This window comes from Paenibacillus sp. J31R120 (genome assembly GCF_056269225.1).
This window is the reverse complement of record NZ_JBWDNN010000002.1, coordinates 1,002,465-1,023,873: the sequence shown is the minus strand read 5'-3', so window position 1 is coordinate 1,023,873 and position 21,409 is coordinate 1,002,465. Positions and strand designations below refer to the sequence as shown.

The 21,409-nt window shown below is 47.6% G+C and carries 17 protein-coding genes; 5 read left to right on the top strand and 12 right to left on the bottom strand.

Features of this window, described 5'->3' with window-relative positions; genetic code table 11:
• The first annotated feature begins 38 nt into the window (after nt 1-38).
• On the top strand, nt 39-977 hold the full coding sequence (locus tag AC0YNW_RS11045; protein ID WP_475831983.1) for a BsuBI/PstI family type II restriction endonuclease: 939 nt from the start codon (nt 39-41) through the stop codon (nt 975-977).
• A 1,796-nt stretch (nt 978-2,773) separates the two neighbouring features.
• On the opposite strand, the gene AC0YNW_RS11040 is transcribed toward AC0YNW_RS11045, so the two are convergent.
• The 6 genes from AC0YNW_RS11040 to AC0YNW_RS11015 form a co-directional block, all read right to left on the bottom strand.
• Nucleotides 2,774-3,325: a hypothetical protein gene (locus AC0YNW_RS11040; RefSeq protein ID WP_475831982.1), complete on the bottom strand. Its 552-nt coding sequence runs from the start codon at nt 3,323-3,325 to the stop codon at nt 2,774-2,776.
• A 15-nt stretch (nt 3,326-3,340) separates the two neighbouring features.
• Nucleotides 3,341-5,902 carry a lipase/acyltransferase domain-containing protein gene (locus tag AC0YNW_RS11035; protein WP_475831981.1) on the bottom strand — a complete coding sequence of 854 codons (2,562 nt, stop codon included), beginning with the start codon at nt 5,900-5,902 and terminating at the stop codon, nt 3,341-3,343.
• Between the two features lie 606 nt (nt 5,903-6,508).
• The gene (gene rlmD, locus AC0YNW_RS11030) at nt 6,509-7,969 is read right to left on the bottom strand and encodes a 23S rRNA (uracil(1939)-C(5))-methyltransferase RlmD (RefSeq protein ID WP_475831980.1); all 1,461 of its coding nucleotides are present in this window, start codon (nt 7,967-7,969) and stop codon (nt 6,509-6,511) included.
• Between the two features lie 40 nt (nt 7,970-8,009).
• Nucleotides 8,010-8,918 (bottom strand): diacylglycerol kinase, encoded by a 909-nt coding sequence (locus AC0YNW_RS11025; protein ID WP_387469510.1) that lies wholly within the window; start codon nt 8,916-8,918, stop codon nt 8,010-8,012.
• A gap of 30 nt (nt 8,919-8,948) precedes the next feature.
• A complete protein-coding gene (locus AC0YNW_RS11020; protein WP_475831979.1) occupies nt 8,949-9,722 on the bottom strand; it encodes a sirohydrochlorin chelatase in 774 nt (257 codons plus the stop codon).
• Between the two features lie 15 nt (nt 9,723-9,737).
• Complete coding sequence (locus AC0YNW_RS11015) at nt 9,738-10,028, bottom strand: YerC/YecD family TrpR-related protein (protein ID WP_116046509.1); 291 nt, start codon at nt 10,026-10,028, stop codon at nt 9,738-9,740.
• Between the two features lie 230 nt (nt 10,029-10,258).
• Between AC0YNW_RS11015 and AC0YNW_RS11010 the strand changes: the two genes are divergently transcribed.
• Nucleotides 10,259-10,822, top strand: a complete 564-nt coding sequence (locus AC0YNW_RS11010) for a tyrosine protein kinase (protein ID WP_387469515.1) — start codon at nt 10,259-10,261, stop codon at nt 10,820-10,822.
• Between the two features lie 82 nt (nt 10,823-10,904).
• On the opposite strand, the gene AC0YNW_RS11005 is transcribed toward AC0YNW_RS11010, so the two are convergent.
• The 3 genes from AC0YNW_RS11005 to AC0YNW_RS10995 form a co-directional block, all read right to left on the bottom strand.
• The gene (locus AC0YNW_RS11005) at nt 10,905-11,900 is read right to left on the bottom strand and encodes an inorganic phosphate transporter (RefSeq protein ID WP_475831978.1); all 996 of its coding nucleotides are present in this window, start codon (nt 11,898-11,900) and stop codon (nt 10,905-10,907) included.
• A gap of 24 nt (nt 11,901-11,924) precedes the next feature.
• On the bottom strand, nt 11,925-12,536 hold the full coding sequence (locus AC0YNW_RS11000) for a DUF47 domain-containing protein (RefSeq protein WP_387469519.1): 612 nt from the start codon (nt 12,534-12,536) through the stop codon (nt 11,925-11,927).
• A 261-nt stretch (nt 12,537-12,797) separates the two neighbouring features.
• The gene (locus AC0YNW_RS10995) at nt 12,798-13,877 is read right to left on the bottom strand and encodes a DUF3048 domain-containing protein (RefSeq protein ID WP_475831977.1); all 1,080 of its coding nucleotides are present in this window, start codon (nt 13,875-13,877) and stop codon (nt 12,798-12,800) included.
• Between the two features lie 183 nt (nt 13,878-14,060).
• Between AC0YNW_RS10995 and AC0YNW_RS10990 the strand changes: the two genes are divergently transcribed.
• Genes AC0YNW_RS10990 through AC0YNW_RS10980 form a run of 3 tightly spaced genes read left to right on the top strand, consistent with a single transcriptional unit; the run spans nt 14,061 to nt 17,867 of the window.
• Nucleotides 14,061-15,176 (top strand): GerAB/ArcD/ProY family transporter, encoded by a 1,116-nt coding sequence (locus AC0YNW_RS10990; protein ID WP_475831976.1) that lies wholly within the window; start codon nt 14,061-14,063, stop codon nt 15,174-15,176.
• Entirely contained in the window at nt 15,151-16,656 is a 1,506-nt protein-coding gene (locus AC0YNW_RS10985; protein WP_475831975.1) for a spore germination protein, read from the top strand. The genes AC0YNW_RS10990 and AC0YNW_RS10985 overlap by 26 nt, the downstream gene beginning before the upstream one ends.
• Complete coding sequence (locus AC0YNW_RS10980) at nt 16,653-17,867, top strand: Ger(x)C family spore germination protein (RefSeq protein ID WP_475831974.1); 1,215 nt, start codon at nt 16,653-16,655, stop codon at nt 17,865-17,867. Before AC0YNW_RS10985 ends, AC0YNW_RS10980 begins: the two co-directional genes overlap by 4 nt.
• Nucleotides 17,868-17,874: 7 nt before the next feature.
• Here the strand turns inward: AC0YNW_RS10980 and AC0YNW_RS10975 are convergent, their stop codons facing one another.
• The 3 genes from AC0YNW_RS10975 to AC0YNW_RS10965 form a co-directional block, all read right to left on the bottom strand.
• Entirely contained in the window at nt 17,875-18,708 is an 834-nt protein-coding gene (locus AC0YNW_RS10975) for an alpha/beta hydrolase (RefSeq protein ID WP_387469530.1), read from the bottom strand.
• A 490-nt stretch (nt 18,709-19,198) separates the two neighbouring features.
• Entirely contained in the window at nt 19,199-20,602 is a 1,404-nt protein-coding gene (locus AC0YNW_RS10970) for a sensor histidine kinase (RefSeq protein WP_475831973.1), read from the bottom strand.
• The gene (locus AC0YNW_RS10965; protein WP_475832207.1) at nt 20,599-21,408 is read right to left on the bottom strand and encodes a response regulator transcription factor; all 810 of its coding nucleotides are present in this window, start codon (nt 21,406-21,408) and stop codon (nt 20,599-20,601) included. Before AC0YNW_RS10965 ends, AC0YNW_RS10970 begins: the two co-directional genes overlap by 4 nt.
• Nucleotide 21,409 lies beyond the last annotated feature (1 nt).

The following is a 21,409-nucleotide window of genomic DNA, read 5'->3' as shown; positions in this document are numbered from 1 at the left end:
CATTTGAATTGCGGCATTATAAAAGAAGGGGTATCAAGATGGGGAAATTAATTGAAGCAAAAGAGATATTAAAAGCATTGGGAATGCCTAAGCCACAACAAAATTCTAGAAGTGCATACGTACTGCTTTCTTTAGCAGGACTGAAAGAAGAAGATAACTGGTCAGATGCTTCCATTAACTCTTTGCGAATTGTAGACATGATGAAATTCATGGCTGAACACTATGGGAAGATTTATGCGGCAAATTCACGAGAAGACATAAGAAAAAAGTCAGTTCATCAATTTTGTGATGGTGCGATTGCTTTTAATAACGAAGACGATGACGAGAGAGCTACCAATAGTCCTAAATATTCCTATCGCTTGACAGATGAAGTTCTCGAAGTAATTCAATCTTACAATACGGTTGAATGGGAACAAACTTTAAAAGAATGGCGGCAGAATAACAAAACATTAATCCAACAATATAGCCAGCGTCGAGAAATGAAGATGATGCCCGTAAAAATCAATGGTGAAGAACTTCAATTTAGTCCAGGGAAACATAATCAACTACAAAAGGCTATTATTGAAGATTTCGCTCCACGGTTCGCCAAGGGAGCCGAAGTATTGTATGTGGGTGACTCTGTGAAGAAGGATTTAATCAAGAACAGAGAGAAACTTCGAAGACTGGGTGTCCGAATTACTGATCATGATAAATTACCGGATGTTGTATTGTATGTTGCCGAAAAAAATTGGCTTTATTTCGTTGAGGCCGTCACAAGCGTTGGCCCTGTATCAGTAAAAAGGATGAACGAGATTAAGAAAATGCTGGAAAACTGTAACTGTGGAATTATCTATGTAACTACTTTCTTGGATATGAGTTCTGAAAATGGCTTCAAAAAGTTCATTGATCAAATTGCTTGGGAAACAGAAATTTGGGTTGCAGGCAATCCTGACCACATGATACATCTAAATGGCGATAGATTTATGGGGCCTCGCTAAAGAATTTAGGGCTATATTCGCTCCATTATGAAGAAAGTGTAAGTGCAATAGAATGTCTAATATCATATTGACGAATATGTAATCCCTAATTGCTTTCTATATAATTCAAGACTGCCTCCCCGTAGTCCTCTGTTTCATCAGTTGCTTTAAAGCAGTACAATACACTCAGTTCAGGCACGCAGTTCCCCTGCATGGTTTATCATTGGCTTTGAATAATTGGAATAAAACCTCTTATCAAGAAGCTTAACTATAAAACATAAAGAGCACCATCTCCGCTGAGGGATAGGTGCTCAGTTTTATTTACAAAAATGCAAAGAAACTAACATCTAATAACATATATCTTGCTGTTCCTGAAGTCGTTCTGAATTAACCTTTTCAAAGACGAGGCAGTGTTAAGCTATTCCTTAACGTTAATAAAATGATTCGTTCAAAGATTATCCACGTGCCTTAACATCTGTTACAAATACCGCCGGCCTCCCATAAACTCGATGTAGAATGCATGACGCATCGTAATAACCTGGCGTAGTAATGTAGAGCGCTGCGTCGTCTACTAGAAGAGACATAATCATTGAAAGATGAAATTAATTCACTCTAGTATTTTATTAACGTTTTTGGCATGAATGGACACCGATGGCTAGGATTGAGCGGAGAGGGAAATATTCTTTTAGACTCGTCGTAGAGTCAGGATATAACTAGTTTATCAAGTGAGTGAAACGTTATAAAACGGTAATGGTCTCCGGTATTCAAGAATCCGAAAAAGAACTCATCAAATTTCAATCAGAAGTCGAAACAGGACATATCTTTTCTCTGAAAAGTTATCATTTTGGCATTTTTTTAAAAATGGCGTGAAGTGTACGGAGAAAAGAATCTTGAATTAAAAACGTTGGAAACTATGATTATTTGCTCAAAAATCATATTCTACCGACATTTGCGTAGTTGAAGATTGCGGATGTAAACCCATGCACATCCTTAGTTTTCTTGACTCGCTTAACGTAATGGATCACGGTGATGGAAAGTTGGTGGAATATCTACAACCACGACTCATTTCATTCATTGAGTTCTTAAAGATACTTTGAAAAGCTCAGTGGAATGGCAACTGATCTCAAACAATCCCTGTCAAACGTCCAAAGATTGTCAAGCGTGAATCTAAAGTTTATAACGAACACGAGGCATCGAAGCTATTTCGAGCTCTTGAGAATGAGCCAATTCACTGGAGGATCAGATACCCTTGCTTTGACAACCGGTCTCCGTAGAGGCGAGCTACATACCTTAGAATGGAATCATATTAATCTCGTCTCTTCCGTACATCCAGGTAGCCCAGTCGCTTAGCCACAGCAGAGGAAATACGAATATTAAACGTAAACTCACGATACCAGATTCCTTAATCAAAGAACTAAAGAATTACTATGAGACATCGATGTTACAAAAGCATCAAATTAGAGATACGTAGCAAGGAGGAGATGAGTTTTTTGTATTCTTTTCGGAGGCAAGCACGCCATTCTATCACAATGTGCCGGGTAATTGTTATCACGTTTTATAAAACGAAATGAACTAAAGTCCATAAGAGATTCTACAACTTGCGCCATACATCAGCAACTCTGCTTATCAATCAAGATGTAAATGCGAAGATATCTCACGCCGACATCCAGACGACAATGAAATAACGACATGCTCTTTAAAGTGTCGATCAAGCTGCCGATAACACTTTCAATTTATTATTGAAATCCAGAGAGAAGAATTAATTACTTATTCACTTTTGTTAACATGAAGCATATTAACCGTCTCAATACAATAAATCACTTATAATTAAATGATTTTTTCTTATGAGTATTCGGAATCTCCCTGAAATGAAGATGGATATTAAAATTTTTCAACTCTTTTTTTATCTCTTCGATAAGAATCTTATTAATTTCTAAAGAAATGTATATAATAACTTCACCTTGAATTCTCCCATTAAATAGATATAGATCTGTCCTATATTCAGCTCTATGTCCATTTGCAACTCTCTTTATCCATGGTTCAACTATGTTATTGTTAATTTGTTTTTTTATCTTTTTTATTTTTCTTTTTTTCAAACGTCCATGATTTAACGAAACTAACATAATAGATATGTAAATAACGCATAGAATCTGAATTAATTTAGTAAGTGTACCATTAGTATTTGATATCAAAGTAATTACTGAAAATGACACTAAAAAGGAAGGTAACATTATTTGAAAAATGTTATATCTGGAAAAGATGTATTCATCGTCCTTTAAGAAACCTAAGCCACGATTAACTATATTTACAACTATTATTAGTGATATAAGGGATATGATTATCGAGATTATCACTGCAATAATTATCATATCCCAAATCCCCTCCTACATAATTTTAAAAATCAACTCACGGTGTACCTTTTTGTTAATTAATATTTGTACTTTTCCTTCTCGTACTGATCGAGGAACCATATCAGCTGAAAAACTTCCTTCGTATTCCTGATTCACTTCATTATATTTCACATTTTCTAATGTTACTGATGTATCCCTAGCCCCTTTTGGGACAAGCTTAACACTTACATTCTCTCCTTTAACAAATCCGTTTTCAGTAACAAGCTTAAATTTAAATGGATGTGACTTCTTAATTTCCTTCTCTTGTAATATTTCATTTGGGTGTAGAGTCCAAAGTACATCCGTACTTTGTGACAGTACTATAGAATAAATATCACCACTTTGAGTGGTTATTAAAACATTACTGATATTCTTTCTTATTTTGTGGTCTGGATTAACGTTCTTATTGTTAGCTGTGAAATCAACTTTTTCAATGTCTAATCCTAGTTTATCAGCAATATCCTTGTATCTTTCAGGTCTAGATTCAAATATTTTTTGTCGGACCGAAGCATCAGGAAGCTTAATAATTCTCGGTTTCTCCTTATGACCGACCAAATCAATCGAGTAGAAATTAACTTCTGAATCATTAGAATAATTGAAGTTTATTCCATCCTTATTATAATCATGCATGGTTTCTTGCTGCTCTTGTTGAACTTGTTGTTCTTGTTTTTTACTTATTAAGTACTTAGTGAGAACTTCACCTTTAGAATCATCTTCGGCACGAAGGTACATTTGGACCTTATCTTGAAAAAGTACTAACGTATATTTTGTTACTGGCGCTTCAACATCTAAAATAAATCTCAACTTTGTAGGTGTTTTCTCAATAAGACCACTTTTGGCAAGCGAGTAAATAATAATATCATTAGGCCCTGGAACTGGTTTTCTGAAAATAAACTCTTTATTCAGACTGACATACTTTTCACCATTTACAATTACGATTGTCTCAAGATAATCTTCTTCAGATATTCCTTCTATATTAAATGTAAATTTAACCGGGGCTTGAATTATTATTCCTGATTCAGTTATTATCTCCTTATTCATGCCTTGAACTACATAATCAATTTTCGTGATTGGATTAATGGCTTTCTTAAAATTTTGCTTGCTGACCAATTTAGGTGGAATTGTTTTACCATCACTTAAGCTTAGTGTGATTTGTTCTAATGAATTAACATTGAGTGTTGATATATCTCCCTCTTTCACTTCGATTGAAGGAAATACTTTACGCTCCAGTATTTCCCCTTCCTTATATTTTGTTATTTCAATTGAAGCTACTCCTTGTTCCTTTCCTTCAATTTTATATTTGTAATTGCTCTGACCTTCAGAAAATACGTACGTTGTATCTCCAAATACCTTAATTTCATCAATTACATCATTATCTTCTTCATCTTCTTCTTCAATGTCACTTTGTGATGTAATATATTCAATTTGGTTTTTTAATTCTTCGAGATCATTTGCTTCACCAGCAATAAAACCTTCCCCGTCCTTATATACTGAAACTTTTACTGGACATGCAATGCGAATTATATCACCAGAATACATTTTTGATGAAACTGTATCAAAAATGTACTCATTTATATTGTCCTCGTCATTAATAACTGCTCTGAGCCAACTTAAAACTTCATTATTTTTAACAATCCCTTGGTGAGTAGAACGGACATACCTGCATTGAGTCTTTACATCGTATGGTTGTGCATAGCCAACTGGTACAGTAATATCACCTGCACCCATATACATACTTTCCTTACTATATACAATGTTATTTTCATCTATTATTGCTTTAGTTATTGTTTTTATTGTACTGTGCCCTTGACCAATCATTGCATAAGTTGAAATATTTTCGGGCCAATTACTAGACACCTTACCGATAAATCCTTTTGCGTAAATATTAAAATATTCTTTCTGTGGTCTAGTCAACATAGTATCGTAAATCTCGTTGTAATGTAGATTTCTCCCAATACTTGCATCGTAAACTAAGTCATTTTCTGGAACAGCGTCCATACGAGGAAGTAGTTGGTAAACAGATGGGAAACTACTTGAAACCTGTTTCATTATTTCCGCTGATGTTAAAGGCATTTCAGGAAAAGGATGTGGTTCGCCATAATATAATTTCCATAGTGCATCAGGGGAACCTCTCCAAGGGGTAGCTAAAGTTACTACTCTGCGGATTTTATTAACAACTGGATGTCCCTCCGCTTCACACCAAAGACAAAATTGATGTGCCAAAATCCCCCCCATACTATGGGCGACGAGTACAATCTCATCTTTATCTTCGAGTTGATTTAATAATCTATTAAAAGTATCTTCACTTAGCAAATCATGTCGCCAATCATACGAGAAGAAATTATAAGACTCATAATTCTTGTTCAAATAACTATTAATCTTCTTATATATTTTCTTTTTGAAGTATGTGAGTAACGGTCTGGTTGAATAAAAGTCTTTCTTATCTCTTAGTTGAATTGCCTTTAGAGGTCCAGGCATAATTGCCGGCCATTTCTTAGAATCATTTATGTATAGCTCAGAGCCCATTATTCCTGGAATAAATTCTACATGCGTCACAATAATACCCCCAAAATGATCAAACTTTTTTCTAATATATGCTCACATTGTAACAGCAAATTCTAAATTCTACCACTGTAGATCTACTGCATCTTTTATAATTCGACAAGAATTAATTTTTCTATGAGCCCACAAATGTCAAATGGGGTTGCTCTAAACTGATCGTTGAAAAAGGGGAGCTTCCTTCCTCTCGACCCTAGGTAACTAGAAGAAAAAAGTCTATATCCAGAAGAGTACTGGGTACTAACTAACATGCATTTCCATTTACCTTTTAGGATCGCCTCAATTTATTGAAGAAGAATAGACTGAGCAAAAAAAATTCAAGGAACGAAACTACAATTCCTAAAGTTATGCAAGTTTGCGGTAAAACTGTTCCCTGAGCAAGATAACTTATCCGTTCGTTACTGTTTATGTCACCTATGTGTACCGTTATTAAAGTTAAATCAAATATCAAAAAACCCTTGCGTAGCAAGGGTTTTTTGGATATTTGTGGAGCTATCACTTGTAAGTATTGGAGATTACGATATGGCCAATATTCAAAAACGCGTAGAACATTCTTGGTATTTAACTGTAAATGCTGGAAAACTAATAATTATAAGGGGCTCGCTACACTGTTTTATCCCGTTCCAACCAGGCCACACTCTCCACATGAACCGTCCAAGGGAACATATCCACCGGAGTCACTTCCACGGTCCTATACCCGCCATCCTCCAGGATGCGCAGGTCACGCGCTAGCGTGGATGGATTACAACTCACGTAGACGACGCGCTTCGGCTGAAGCGCGAGGATCGTCTCCAGCAGCGCCGGGTCGCAGCCCTTGCGCGGCGGGTCGACGACGACGACGTCGGCTTCTACGCCTTCCTGGCGCCAGCGAGGCATGACGACCTCGGCGGGGCCGGCTTCGAAGCTGGCGTTGTCGATGCCGTTCAGCGCTGCGTTGCGCTTCGCGTCTTCGATCGCCTCCGGCACAATCTCGACGCCGTATACATGGCCGGCTTGTCTCGCCAAGAACAGCGAGATCGTACCAATGCCGCAATACGCGTCAATGACCCGCTCCTTGCCGCTCAGCGCCGCATACTCCACCGCCTTGCGGTACAGAGCCACCGTCTGCGCCGGATTGATCTGATAGAACGAGCGCGCCGAGATCGCGAAGCGAATCCCGTCCAGCTCATCATAGATGAACTCGCTTCCCCATAGGACGCGTGTCTCATCGCCGAAGATTGCGTTCGTATGCTCTTCATTCACGTTCTGCACAATACTCTTCAACCCAGGCAGCGAAGCGCGCAGATGCTCGATCCACTCCGGCTGACGAGGCAGCCGCTTGCCGTTGGTCACCAGCACGACCATGATCTCGCCCGTAACAACGCCGGTCCGGGACATAATATGGCGCAGGACGCCCTTGCCCGTCGATTCATCATACGGTTGGATACGCAGCTCGCGCGCCACCTTCTTCACGACGCGGACGACCTCGTCGTTATGCTCGTGCTGAATCAAGCAATCATCCATATCGATAATGCGGTGTGTGCCGCGCGCATAGAAGCCGGCAACCAGCTCGCCATTCTCCCCTGCCGCACCGACAGGCACAGCCGCCTTATTGCGGTAACGCCACGGATCTTCCATGCCGATGGTCGGATGTACGATAACGCCGTCCTGTGCGTCTCTCTCGCCAGCTACGTTCAGCTTACCAATACGCGTCAAATTATCGACGACATGCTGCCGCTTCCAAGCGAGCTGCGCTTCATAGTCGAGGTGCTGCAGCTGGCAGCCGCCGCATTCCTTGTAGATATCGCATGGCGGGTTAATCCGGTCTGGGCTAGCCTTGACCAGCTCCTGCAAGCGGGCATACCCGTATTGCTTCTTCAGCTTCATGACGCGCACGCGCGCCTGCTCCCCGGGAAGCCCGCCTTGAACAAACAGGGTAAAGCCGTTCGCCCGGCCTACCCCGTCACCGTCATGCGTCAGGCCGACCAGGTCGACCGTGACTTCTTCATTTTTTTGAAACGGAGTGTCGTAGCTCGGCTTGGCCGGTCTCGCGCTCCTCGCGTTTCTTCCAGATTTTCTAGTCATATAATCTCCGTTCTCTCATGCTTGCAGTTTGACTGTCCCCTTACCGATACGTCGATTCGCCTGTCTCGTCCGCGAAGATGCGCAGATGCGAAGGAAGCACCGAGAAGTGGGCAGGCAGCACGCCGCCGTATTCGCCGTCCAGATTAATCTGCACATAATCCGGTGTCGTTACCTTCAGGCTATTCGTGCGCAAATGAATGACATGCGGATCAGACAAGTGCTCGCCCCGAAGAGCCAGCGTGACAAGCCGAATAAATTCCGCCAGATTCATCTTACGGATCAGGAGCACATCCAGCAAGCCGTCATCTATCTTGGAATCTGGCGCAAGCCGCTCGAAGCCTCCTACGGAGTTGCTGTTGCAGATCAGGAACAACATGAACTCGTCATGGAATTCTCCGACGCCCTCTGCTACAAACTTCAGCTCCGTCGGACGAAGGCGTGTCATCTTCTCCAGACCCTTCATATAATAAGCCAATTGCCCAACCATCGTCTTCAGCTTGCTCGGCACGTCGTAGGTCAGCTCTGTCAGTGACCCGCCGCCGGCTATATTAATGAAATAACGCTCATTCGCCACGCCTACATCGACAGGTCTTGTATACTGGCCGATGATCAGATCACAAGCATATTCCCAGTGCTTCGGGATGCCCGTCGCGCGTGCGAAGTCATTCGTCGTCCCCACAGGCAATATGCCCAGCGGCGGACGATTCGGCTTATTCGCAAGTCCGTTGATGACTTCGTAGAGCGTGCCGTCACCTCCCGCTGCAATGATCATGTCATAGCCTCGATCTGCCGCATCAGCGGCGGCAAGCGTCGCATCTCCTTCGCCAATTGTCGCATGACAAGTGGCCTCGATGCCGCCTTGATCCAGTCGCTGCAAAATATCCGGGAGCCGTCGTTTCATCTCTTCTCGGCCCGACGTCGGATTATAGATAAGCCTCGCGCGTTTCATTGCAACTCGCTCCTCCTTAATGGAACAACACTAACCATAACCGTTACGGGACAACCAGCCTGCCATCTGCCGGTGAAGCCATCTCTCGATTGCGGGATGAGGCAGCATAGCGCGGCCATTGTACCGGTAGGTCAATCCTTCAAGTCTTGCGGGTATTACTTTATTCGTGAAATAGCCTTGGCTTAGGAACACAGGCACAACAAGGACATCATCCACATCATCCTGCCCCTGAAGAGCCTCCAGCTTGCCCGCTGCCTGATCGGGGAGCAGCATGGCATAATCAGCCCTGCCGAATCCGCCGCGCCTTCGTACACGCTCTGCAAGTCCGGACAATCCGTCCTGCCAGCGTTCATGGAAGACTGGCTCCTTGCTGCCATGGCCGATCAACAGCACAGCCTCTCGCTCTGGGCAGGTCGACAGATTCGAAATATGCGCATATAACATCTCTGCAATGTCTTCGTCATCATCAATGGGAGAGCCGTAATGCACATTCGCCTCCACACGAAACAAACCCAAGTCTCCTTCAAAATCAGTCAGCGGCGTAAGTCCGAACGCCTGACCGATCTCATCGACATGGGTACTGCCAGAAGAAACGAATAACGGGAGCACGAACATGTCCGTCACTCCCTGTCTCTCCAGCTCGTCTATACCATCCTGAATAAGTCTGCCCTCAACGATCTCCAAAAACGCAGAAACAACGGGCACATGAATGCTGCCCGATGCTTGGCGTACGGCTTCGTCTATAAGGTCGACCCAACTTTTTTCCCTGGAACCGTGACTAACGACCAGAATGCCGGGATTCATGTGGAGCCCTTCCTTCTAGCGGCCCAATCTCTCTAGTGTCATTTTATATCCATCGTTGCCGTAATTCAAACAACGCTTGACCCTGGAGATCGTCGCTGTGCTGGCACCTGTCTCCGCTTCAATCTGATTATAGGTGCTGCCTTTGCCAAGCATACGGGCTACTTCCAGACGCTGCGACAAAGATTGTATCTCGTTAACCGTACACAAATCATCAAAGAAAACATAACATTCCTCAACCGATTTCAATGTAAGGATCGCTTCAAATAGTTGGTCTATTGCTTTATCATTCAGCTTCTTCAGCTGCATTCGCATTCACTCCCATGAGTACTATTGCTATCATTGTAAAGGTTTAAGGATTTTTTTTCAAACGTTACCGTATTCACGCTTTACAGGATGTAAGAAGAAAGGCCCGTCCGATGCGGCATTGTCATCTTGCGACAGGGCATATATCACTAATTTTATTCCATAACCGGGCATTCGTCCAATCCACCTCATAGCCTATTCCATAGACTAATAAAAAAAGGGTTGTGATCTCCTTGAATCATCATCAATATCCCGGCGTCGGCAACCGTGGAGGCGCTGGGCGTGACCAGGATTATGCGCATCGGCAAGGGCAGAATCCACTCAGCCGACCTTATAACGGGCAGCAAGGCGCCTTTCCTTATAACGGCGATGCCGCGCCGCCGCAGAACGTCCATATCTCGCAGACGCAGGCAAGCCCAAGCCTGCTGCCGGCCGTTATACCGCCCAGCCAGCCGCCCGAGGTGCAGCCGAAGAAGGGCTTCTCGCTTTCTAATCTGACCAGTATGGCCAATCTGAATGAAATCAAAGGCTTTGTCGACCGGATGGGCGGCCTGGATGGCATATTAACAACCATTACCAAGGTCCAAAAGGTCTTCGGCAGCATCACGCAGATGGCACCGCTTGCGAAATTATTGATACCCTCATTCGGCAAAAAAGGCTCAAAGGAAAGCAGCGGAGGAAGCTCAAGCAGCGACCGCAGACCATCCAGGCGCAAGAGCCGCCGGACCGGAACAGGCAGCGGCAGATCCAAGAGCGGGACGGCAAACAGACGACGAAATACAAAAAGAAGACGTTAATCCCATCTAGAGCAAGCAAGAAGGACAGCTATCGCCCTTAACCGGGCGCCAGCTGTCCTTCGTCTTCGTACGAAGTCCGATATTACAGGAATAACGCTTTAATGATCCAGAAGAAAATCATAGCAAGGAAAACAGTAATCGGGATCGTAATGACCCATGCGATCAGAATTCTGCCCGCAACACCCCAGCGTACAGCGGAGAAGCGCTTAGCGCTGCCCACACCTAGAATCGACGAGGTAATGACATGCGTTGTACTTACGGGCAAGTGAAGCATTGTTGCAGTCAGAATAACCGCTGCAGAGCCCATATCCGCAGCAAAGCCGTTGATCGGTTCGATCTTGAATATTTTCGTTCCCATCGTCTTGATGATTTTCCATCCGCCTACAGAGGTTCCGAGCGCCATCGCTGTCGCTGCGGAGATCTTAACCCATAACGGAACGTCCATATTGTCCTGGATGCCGGCTGCGACCAAGGCAAATACGATAATTCCCATCGCTTTCTGCGCATCGTTCGTACCATGCGAGAAGGATTGGAACATGGCCGTAATGACCTGCCCAGAACGGAAGCCTTTGTTCACGCTATGCGGACTTGCATTGGCAAATATCTTCTTAAGCAGCCACATCAGAATAAAGCCAGCTGTAAAAGCAATCAGCGGTGAAATCAGCAGAGCTTTCAAGATATCGGTAAATCCCGATGCATTAATCGAGCCCATCCCTGCACCCGCAATAACCGCTCCGGCAAGGGAGCCGATCAGCGCATGGGAAGAGGACGAAGGAATGCCAAACCACCAGGTGATCAAATTCCAGGCTATTGCGGCAAGAAGCGCGGCAATAACAATTTCGACCCCGAACTCCAAGTCAGCGGGATTGGCGACGCCACCCCCGATCGTCTTGGCTACTCCTGTAAAGGTGAGCGCGCCGAGGAAGTTCATAACAGCGGCCATCAATACCGCAACTCTAGGTTTCAGCGCACGAGTAGATACGGATGTCGCAATCGCGTTAGCCGTGTCGTGAAAACCGTTAATAAAATCAAAAGAAAGCGCCAAAAAAACAACGATCCATAACACATACAATTCCATAATGACGACCCCTACTCCCTAAAGTTAGCTATTGCGCATGATGATCGATTCCAGCGTATTGGCTACATCCTCGCAGTAGTCGGTCGTCTGCTCAAGTCTTTCGTAGATTTCCTTGCGCTTGATCAGCTCAATTGGGTCCTTCACGTTAGCGAACAAAGTTGTAATCGATACACGAAGCACGTCATCGCCTTGATTCTCGAGCTCATTGATAGCGATGCAATGCTCGCGGATCGCGAGTAGTTTTTTCTGTGTCAACAGGTAGATTGCGCTCTTGATCTGATGCGTAGAACGTACGAGAACGTCTGCGAACAGCGTAATGTACTCGTCTTTCTCGCGAATATGGTACATTTCGAAACGGGAGGCGCAAGCCTCGATGCCATCCAGCACGTCGTCAAGGGAAGTCGTGAGTGCCATAATGTCCTCACGTTCGATTGGCGTAATGAACGTTTTGTTCAATTCCTTCAGTATCGTATGCGTGTACTGGTCGCATTGGCTCTCGAATTCCTTCATTCTTTTGGCGAAGGCCGTTACGTCAGATAAATCGGATACACCTTTCGCAAAGTATTCCGTCGCCTCAACGATTGTGTCTGCCATTTCCTCGAGCGTTTTAAAGAAAATATCCTTCTTCTTGAACATGTCAATCCCCTTATCGACTTAGAATGTTAAGCTGTCTGTGACACATACCTGAATCAGTTTACTACCGAATTGTTAACGGAGTGTAAACATTCATGAAAAATTTAATCATATTTCTTGAACCTTAACAATAAAAATATATAGTTTTGTCCAAAAATGACGAAAAAAGATGCGAACCCGTCCGGGATCGCATCTTCTCGCCGATCTTCAGAACGCTGGCGAGGCAGGCTCGCTACGTTCTTAGTATTGCCCATTGCAACCTTTTTATTGCTGATTTAGAACCACATGGTCGGCCAGCGCCGGCTTGTTCGGAACAATGTGAATGTACGTCTTGCCCGGCAGGAACGACACCTCGCTGCCGTCCTTGCTGAACCGGATCATGCCGTCCGGACTGCGAACCCACTCGATATCGATCCGCTTGCCCTTCTGGAACAGATAGCCCGCTCCGCCCGCTTGCAGATCGACCGACAGCCTGCCGACATTATCCAGCGTTTTGTGCCCCGTCTCGAACACAACCAGATTCGTCGCGCTGAGCTGCTCCTGGTTGTTCAAATCAATATGCGGCTCGTCGTTAATGCTTCTTTTGTACAAGCCGCTTGCTTCATCATATATGTATCCGACCTTATAGCTTTGCATTAAGAACGTGATGTCGATTTTTGTCGCGGATTCAGCGCCTGCTTCTACACTCCCTGTAATGGTGCCCTCTGCCGTGAAGGGGTAAGTGGCTACCGGCAAGTCGTTCTTGTAGCCTTTCTTGTCCGCACCCTGATGCATCTTCTCCAAGTTCGAGTACAGATTATGCGGAGCCTTGCGTTCCTTGCTTCTCCAATAATAAGGACCTGCATTCGTAATCTCGTCCAGGTACGGCTTGCCTTGCTTTTGCAGAATGCCATAGGCTTCCGGGCTGCCGCCTGCATGAACCATAATGGCCCCGTAAGTATCCGCAATATCGATCAGGTACGCCCGATTGCTTCGGATCGGACCAATCGTATCCTCCATCGCATCGGTGCTCTGGTAGACCGCAACAAGTCTCGTTATCCCGCCCTCCGCCAGCACTTCCCACACGACATCCGCATTCGTCAAGCCAGACTGCGGACGGGCTGCCGAGAAGTTGTTAATCAACACCGCAATGGGGCGATCCTTGGCTTCATCATCCCGTTCGACACCGGTTAGCGGAGCCGAGAACGGCTTCGGCGTTGGATCAGGGGTCGGCGTATCTGTCACGATAGGGGCAGGCGATTCGGTCGGATCGGTAATAGCGGCTTTATCCCCGCCGCATGCCGCCAAGAGTAGGAATAGACTGGCCAGAAGGGCAGCCGTCGAAGTTCGCAATCCGAATTTCATTCTAAAACCCGCCTTTACTAGATTAATAGGAGATCATCCGTATACCTGTTGGAATCCGCTTACACCTCATTTTTATTTAATCACAGATGCTCCGGCTTGTCTCGACAAAATTACGGATTAATTGATTAAAATCCCATTAATTGAGCAAATTATCTCCATCTCCCATCGAAACGAGGTACGTACATGAGCAGCGGAAGAGGTCAAATCTCGACCTGGCTTTCATTCTCCATTCTCATCTTAAGCGCCGGCCTCGTCTCTCATGTGATGGCGATACCCGTCATACTTGGCGTGTCCGGGCGGGACTCATGGGTGGCCGTACTGGTCGCTGCGCCCATATTCCTGATATGGATATTTCTCATCTTCGGTATTGTGAGAGCCCTCAAGGGACAACGCCTCCCCGACTGGATCGATAGACAATTCGGCATTGTACCGGCATGGATGTTCCGTATATCCGCCGTTGTGGTCCTCTTTATATCGGGGTCTTACACCCTTCATGACACCTCGATGTGGACAGTTACCACCTATATGCAGCAGACCCCGCTTCCTGTCATTATCGTTGCCGCAGCCCTTATCTCGATGATGGCGGCTTATGGCGGCATTAAGTCGATTGCGATGACGGCAAGCATCCTGCTGCCGCTCGTTCTGCTGCTAGGCTATTTCGTCATGAGCTCGAACATGAAGTTCAAGGATTACAGCAGGCTCTTGCCTGCCTTCGAGAACGGATGGCAGCCGGTCGGCAGCGGTCTGATCTATGTCCTTGCCGCGCTATTGGAAGCGTGGATCTTGCTGTTGTATCAGCATGAGCTGAAGTCGAAGCTCCGATGGTGGCATGTCCTCCTGCTTGGTTTGTTTCTCGTCAGCATGACGCTGGGACCTACGATTGGCGCGATAGCCGAGTTCGGTCCGGCGGAGGCTGCCAAGCAGAGGCATACGGCCTTCGAGCAATGGAAGCTTCTTACTCTCGGCACGTTATTCCAGCATGTCGACTTTATGTCCATCTACCAATGGCTGTGCGGCGCATTCGCCAGAGTGTCCATTACTCTTTATTTGATCGTCGACATGCTGGATGTGCGCAGGCCAAGGAAACGCCTTGTCGTTCTCTCTATAGTCACGCTGGCTATGATCGTGCTGTCCATGCTCCCATGGCGGGACGATGAGACGCTGGCTTACTTGCAGTACATTCATTTTCCAGCGCTGCTGATCTATGTCGTTGGCATTACGTTATTGCTGGGGATCGCTTCCCTCATTAGCAGAAGGAAGGAGAGCAGACGCCATGATCTCGACCGATCACAATCATGATGGAGAAGATATTCCGAAACCGTTCGACGAGCACATTCTGCGCAGCTGGTTCCAGCTTAGCAATGATGTCATCATCTTCAACCATTCGTTCGGCACTCCTCCTGCTACGGTAACTGGCCTGTTCATCTATTGCAGCGGCATGATCGAGACGAACTTGATTAACGATATCGTCTTGCCTGAGCTTAGACGGGTTTATGCCAAGACCGAGTTCATACGCAGTGAAGCGATTAACATGGCTGCGGATCTTCAGTGGAATTCGCTTGATTACGTCCGCGACCGCCTGGACCGGCTCAAGCTGGCTTCGTACGTCTTCGAGGGCCATCTGGTGTTCTGTCTGCCCAGCCTTCAAGCGATATGGACGATCGATATCGCGAACGTTCCTTCCCGTCCCCCGGAGGAGTCCTCGACCGAGGTGTCTATTCGCGGACCGAAGGATGGCTTTACGGAGCAGCTGTCCGCCAATGTCGCACTTATTCGCAAGCGGCTGCGTACGAATACGCTGGCGTGCGAGTACTATGTGCTGGGTACGCGAACGCTGACCAAGACAGCCTTGCTCTACATCAGCGATATCGCCAATATCGAGACGATTGACAACATCCGCCGCAAGCTCAGCAAGATCGATGTCGAACAGATTATCTCCACTGGCAACCTGGAAGAGCTATTGGCATCAAGCCCGATTACGCTGTTTCCGCCGACGCATTATACAGGCCGTCCGGACTTCGCTGTGGAATGCTTGCTGAACGGGCGATTCATCATTATTGTAGACGGCAATCCGACCGCCATCATCGCTCCCATCAATTTGTTCCTGCTGATGAAATCGCCGGAGGATTCCTACTTTCCGTTCATGTCCGCCAATATCGGCCGCATGCTTCGTTTCTTTGGGCTGCTCACGACCATTTTCCTGCCCGGCTTCTACATCGCGCTAACGACGTTTCATTCCGATCAAGTGCCTTTCCCGCTGCTGGCCACCATTGCGATGGGCAGGCATGGATTGCCGATGGAGTCCGCGCTGGAGATGTTCTTTATCATGGTCCTGATGGAGCTGTTCCGCGAAGCCGGGGTCAGGCTGCCAAGCTCCATCGGCCAGACCTTGACCGTTGTAGGCGGACTTATTATCGGCGATGCGGCCATTCGGGCGGGGCTGGTCTCCCCCATGATGATCGTCATTACCGCCATTACGGTCGTCTCGGGGTCAACCCTTGTCAATCAATCGCTGACCAGCACGACGATTCTGCTCCGATTTTTCTCTTTTCTCATGGGTGCGACGCTGGGCATGTACGGATTCATTCTGTCCGTCATCGCCTTCGTCCTCTACTTGTCCAATGTGTACTCCTTTGGCGTCCCTTACCTGGCCCCAGCCGCACCGCTGAAGCTGAGGGAGATGATGGCCGCATTATTCAGGCTGCCTTACCAATGGAGAAAGAAAAGACCGGAATATCTGAACACCTCACAACCTGACAAGAGAGGGAACAAGCCTTGAGAAGACCGATAGCCATTGCGATTCTGCTGATCTTCTGCTCCACAACGCTATGCGGCTGCTGGAGCGCTTCTGATGTAGAGAGCAAGTCGTACGTAAAGGCGCTGGGCATTGATTATCATGACCATCAGTTTATCGTCTACGCCCAGATGCTCGACTTCTCCAATATTGCCAAAAGCGAGACCGGCGGCAAGAACAGCTCGACACCCACCACCTACATCGGTCGCGGCAAAGGCTCCACACTCAACAATGCAGTCAACGACCTGTACCGCTCCGCGCAAATTCCGATTACCTGGGGGCATATATCCGCCATCATTTTATCCGAGCGAGCGTTGAAAACGAAAGGCATCAAGATGATCGATATGCTGAACCGCTATCCCGAGGTCCGTTACAATCTGTGGATTTATGCTACCAAAGACTCGATGGAGGATCTGCTCGCAGCCTTTTCACTGTTCAATATGTCATCGCTGTATACGATCCTTCATAACCCTCTGCCTAATTACAACCAGCACTCCGTCATCCCGCCAATTGAGATGTTCCGTTACATCGCCGATTATAATGAACCTGCCATGACGGCAAGTCTCCCGATTATCGGAATCAATCGCGTCATGTGGAAGGATACCGGCAAGCCCTTGGAGATGCTGACGATGGCCGGCATTTATTTTATCGCCACGAACGGAGATATGTCCTTCTTCAGCCATACCAAGCTGAGCGGCTATCAATGGATGCAGAAGGGAACGAACCGCGCGCCGTTAACTGTCGAGAAGGATGGCATCGAATATGCGAACCTGAGCATCGGCAGGCCGAAAATCAAGATCAAGCCCATCGTCGAGGGTGACGAGGTCTATTTTGATATTAATCTCAAGCTGATCGGAGCTATGTACGAATACAATGAACCGCTTAACTACAATGAGATGGTAGAGCTGGCGGAGCAGAAGGTATCGAGACAGATTCGGGATGTCTTGCTGGAGGGCGTGAAGAATGGCGTCGACATCTTCAGTCTGGGGAAGAGCCTATGGCATGAGGATGTGAAGGAGTGGAAGCGCATCTCGCAAAACGGCAACAAAATCGTGGTGAAGGATAACTCCATACGACACTTGAATGTGGACATCGAAATTCCCTACAACGGGAAATACAAACGAATCTCCACGCCTCTGCCCAAAGAAGAACGCGCTCTCCAGAAGGAGAACGCGTCAGGGGACAGCACTGATTAATCGGCAGCTAGATGGACCAGTGATGCCATTCTTGCTGCTGGCGGTCAAGCCGCTCCAGCCACTCTGAGGTTACGCGAATCGCTTCCTCCTGATGCGGGCGGCTGGAGTACGTATGATTGGCTTGAAATATAATTTCCTTGTCGCACAGCCCCTCGCTGCGGGTCCAGAACACCTTCTGATACAGGAAGCTGTAATCGACCGGAATCAGGTCATCGCTGGTGCCATGCACCAGCAGGACCTCGCCGCCGAAGCGCGTCGCAGATTGAAATGGCTGATGCTGCATGAGGGAGTCGAAGAACACCGGCTGCAGCGTATAGCCCGCATGATCGGTGCTTCCCGATTGGATCGCATCATCATAGCTGTCGCGGCCCACGATGCGCACGATATCATTGAACGGATACGCGACAGGAGACCATAACACAAGCCGTTTGACCCGTTTGTCCTTCACAGCGGTCATAATGGATATCGCCCCGCCCAGACTGTGGCCAAGCAATACGATGCGGCGGGGATCTACACAATCCATCCCGGCAATATAATCAATAGCTGTTCGCGTCTGATCAACCATAGAGTCGAAGCCCAGCGATCCATAATCTCCGTTGCTCTCGCCACAGCCGCCATAATCGAATCGAAGCACGAACGAGCCTTGCGCAGCCAGCGCTCTGGCGGTCTTCACGAATAGACGATCTACACCAACACGGCTCCCGATGAAACCGTGGCAGATGATGATCGCTTGCCGCTTGCCCGAATCCTTGCCTGCGTTATTAGGCTCAATCTCAGTCGGATAGTGAAGCGTTGCCGTAAGCTCCAATCCCTCATGTCGTAATATCAACTGCTTCTCCATGTCCGTACCTCCGCTTTTATATACAATAATTCCTACCCGTATACTATGAATTAATTAAATCTATACTAGCACCGATCCCTTCGGCTGTCAACGCCAAGATTCGTATCTGCATATCACGCTGGCACTAAGGGGCAACCTAGAGAAGATTTCTCCGGCTTATGAGAAAACTTCTATCGAGGCCTTACAAAGATGAGCCACCTACAGGTTTGCATAGCAAACCCGCCTCGAAAGTATAAGCTGGGTCTTATCGCCAAATCGAATTTATAGGTCCGATACACCCGCGGAAATCTTATCAATTCTATTGTGGTAACAAATAAACAAGACCTCCGACTGGAGGTCCCATCTTGTATATGGAGGTGCCATATGCCTGCCTGGATTGCTTGGCTCAAAGAAAATTGGCTGTCTATCATGTTAGGCGCGGGAGCCTTGCTTGCCGTGATCTACGTCATTGCGAACCGCAAGCTGCTGTTCTACAAAGAATAATTCACCCTTAACCGTCAGCTTTCTGAAGGAGTGGCAGATGAATCGTCACAATCGTTCCGGCTCCACGCTCACTGTCGATGGCCATCCTGCCGCCGTGGAGCTCGACGATCTCCTTCGAGATGGCAAGCCCCAGACCGGAGCCGCCATGGCTGTTGCTCGCCTTATAGAACTTCTCCATCACATGCGGGAGGTCTTCCCGGGCAATCCCGCTCCCCGTATCGCTGACCGTCACGACGGCAAACGTCTCTTCGACGGTAGTCGATACGCGAATCGTCCCCTCTGCCGGCGTGAACTTGAACGCATTGTCGATCAGATTGATAATAACCTGCTTGAGCCGGTTCGCATCCCCATTCACCACTAGAGGACTGCCCGCATAGGTAGCAATCAGCTTCACCTTCGTCCCTTCCTCGCGAACCGCGAGCTGGCGTACCGTCTCCTTCACCGGACTGTTCAAATCCAGCGTCTCCGTATGCAGCTCCATCGTACTTGCAGACAGCTTCGAGAAGTCCAGCAAGTCCTCCACCAGTCCCGCAAGCCGCTCTGTCTCCTTGCTAATGATCGAGAGCCCCATCTTGACCTCCTCGTCATCCTCCTTCGGCTCACTCTCCTTCAACGTCTCGCTCCAGCCCTTTATGGAGGTCAAAGGCGTACGGAGCTCATGGGAGATGGAGGAGATAAAGTCGTTTTTGAGCTTCTCCCTCTTGTTGAGCTCGCTCACCATCGTATTGAACGTCTCCGCAAGCTGGCCGATTTCGTCATGGCTTCGCTTCGAGGCACGCTTCGACCAATCCCCTTCCGCCATATAGCGGGCGGCTCTGGTCAGCTCCCGGATCGGCATGACAATACGCTGAGCCAGGAACAGACTCAGCCCAAGAAACAACAGGACCACCGCAACGCCTACAATAAAGGTCATTCGGATGAGCTGGGCGACCATATCATCCACTTGCTGTAGCGAAGACGTATAGCGGATCATTGATACCACTCTCGCTTCGTTCCAGAGTGGCGCCGTCACCGATATGACACGTTCGCCGAAGTAGGGATCAACGCCGGTCCAACTCCCCGTCTCGCCGGTAGACGCCGTCTTCACATCGCCTGTCGCATACCGGATATTCGGCGAGAAGCCGTCCGAATCAATGCGCAGTTCGCCTGCGCTGTTCAGCAGTTGAATGCGGGTCGGCCCTCCCTCTGACATGTACTGGAGCAAATAATCCGCCTGATCCTGCAAGGTCAGCGAAGACAGCGATCGGCTGTGAAGCGCCATCGCAGACTCCACCCGCTGCTTGACGGAGCTCTGTGCGCTGCCGTAATAGTAATTCCACATCAACGCGGCGAAGGCTGCGCCAAGGACGGTAACGACTAGCACGATCAGCAGCAGATAGCTCCATACCATCCGGGTCTGAACGCTTCTCATTGCGGCACGCTCCGTTTCCACCGATAGCCATAACCCCATACCGTCTCGATGACGGATGGCTCAGAAGGATTGGATTCAATTTTTTGCCGGATTCGGCGTATGTTGACATCTACAACCTTGAGATCGCCCACATAATATCTGCCCCACACTTCAGTCAGAATGTGATCGCGGCTGACGCTCTCCCCTTCCCGCTCCATAAGCAGCCGCACCAGCGTCCATTCGGTAGGCGTCAAAATAATCTCTTCGTCGTCCTTCCATAATCTTCTTTCTGATACCGACAGCCGGAAGCGCCCGCTGACAAGCTCCCGCTCTACATAGTGCTTCTTGATATCGTCAGTATGACCCGCAGGCTCGCCGGTACCGCCGCCTTGCTGTTCAGATAATCCGTTGCCTCTCTCTTCTCCCTCGCTACCATGCTCATCGGCTTCTGGAGAGGATGATGGCTGCATACGACGATGGAGCGACTTGATTCTGGCGATCAGCTCCCCCGGACTGAACGGCTTCTGCACATAATCGTCAGCGCCAAGCTCCAGTCCGCGAATCTTGTCCTCTTCCTGCGACTTGGCCGTCAGCATAATGATCCCGATGCGGGGATACTTCGCCCGCAGCCGCTCGCATACCTCGAAGCCGTCAATCGTCGGAAGCATGACATCCAGCAGCGCGATATCGAATGGCCCTTCCGAGTCGGCAAGCGCAAGCGCATCCTCCCCGTTCTCAGCCTCTGTTACTTCCATCTCGTTTCTTTTCAAGTTGATTCGAACAAATCCGCGTATGGACTCTTCGTCCTCCAATAACAAGATACGCATC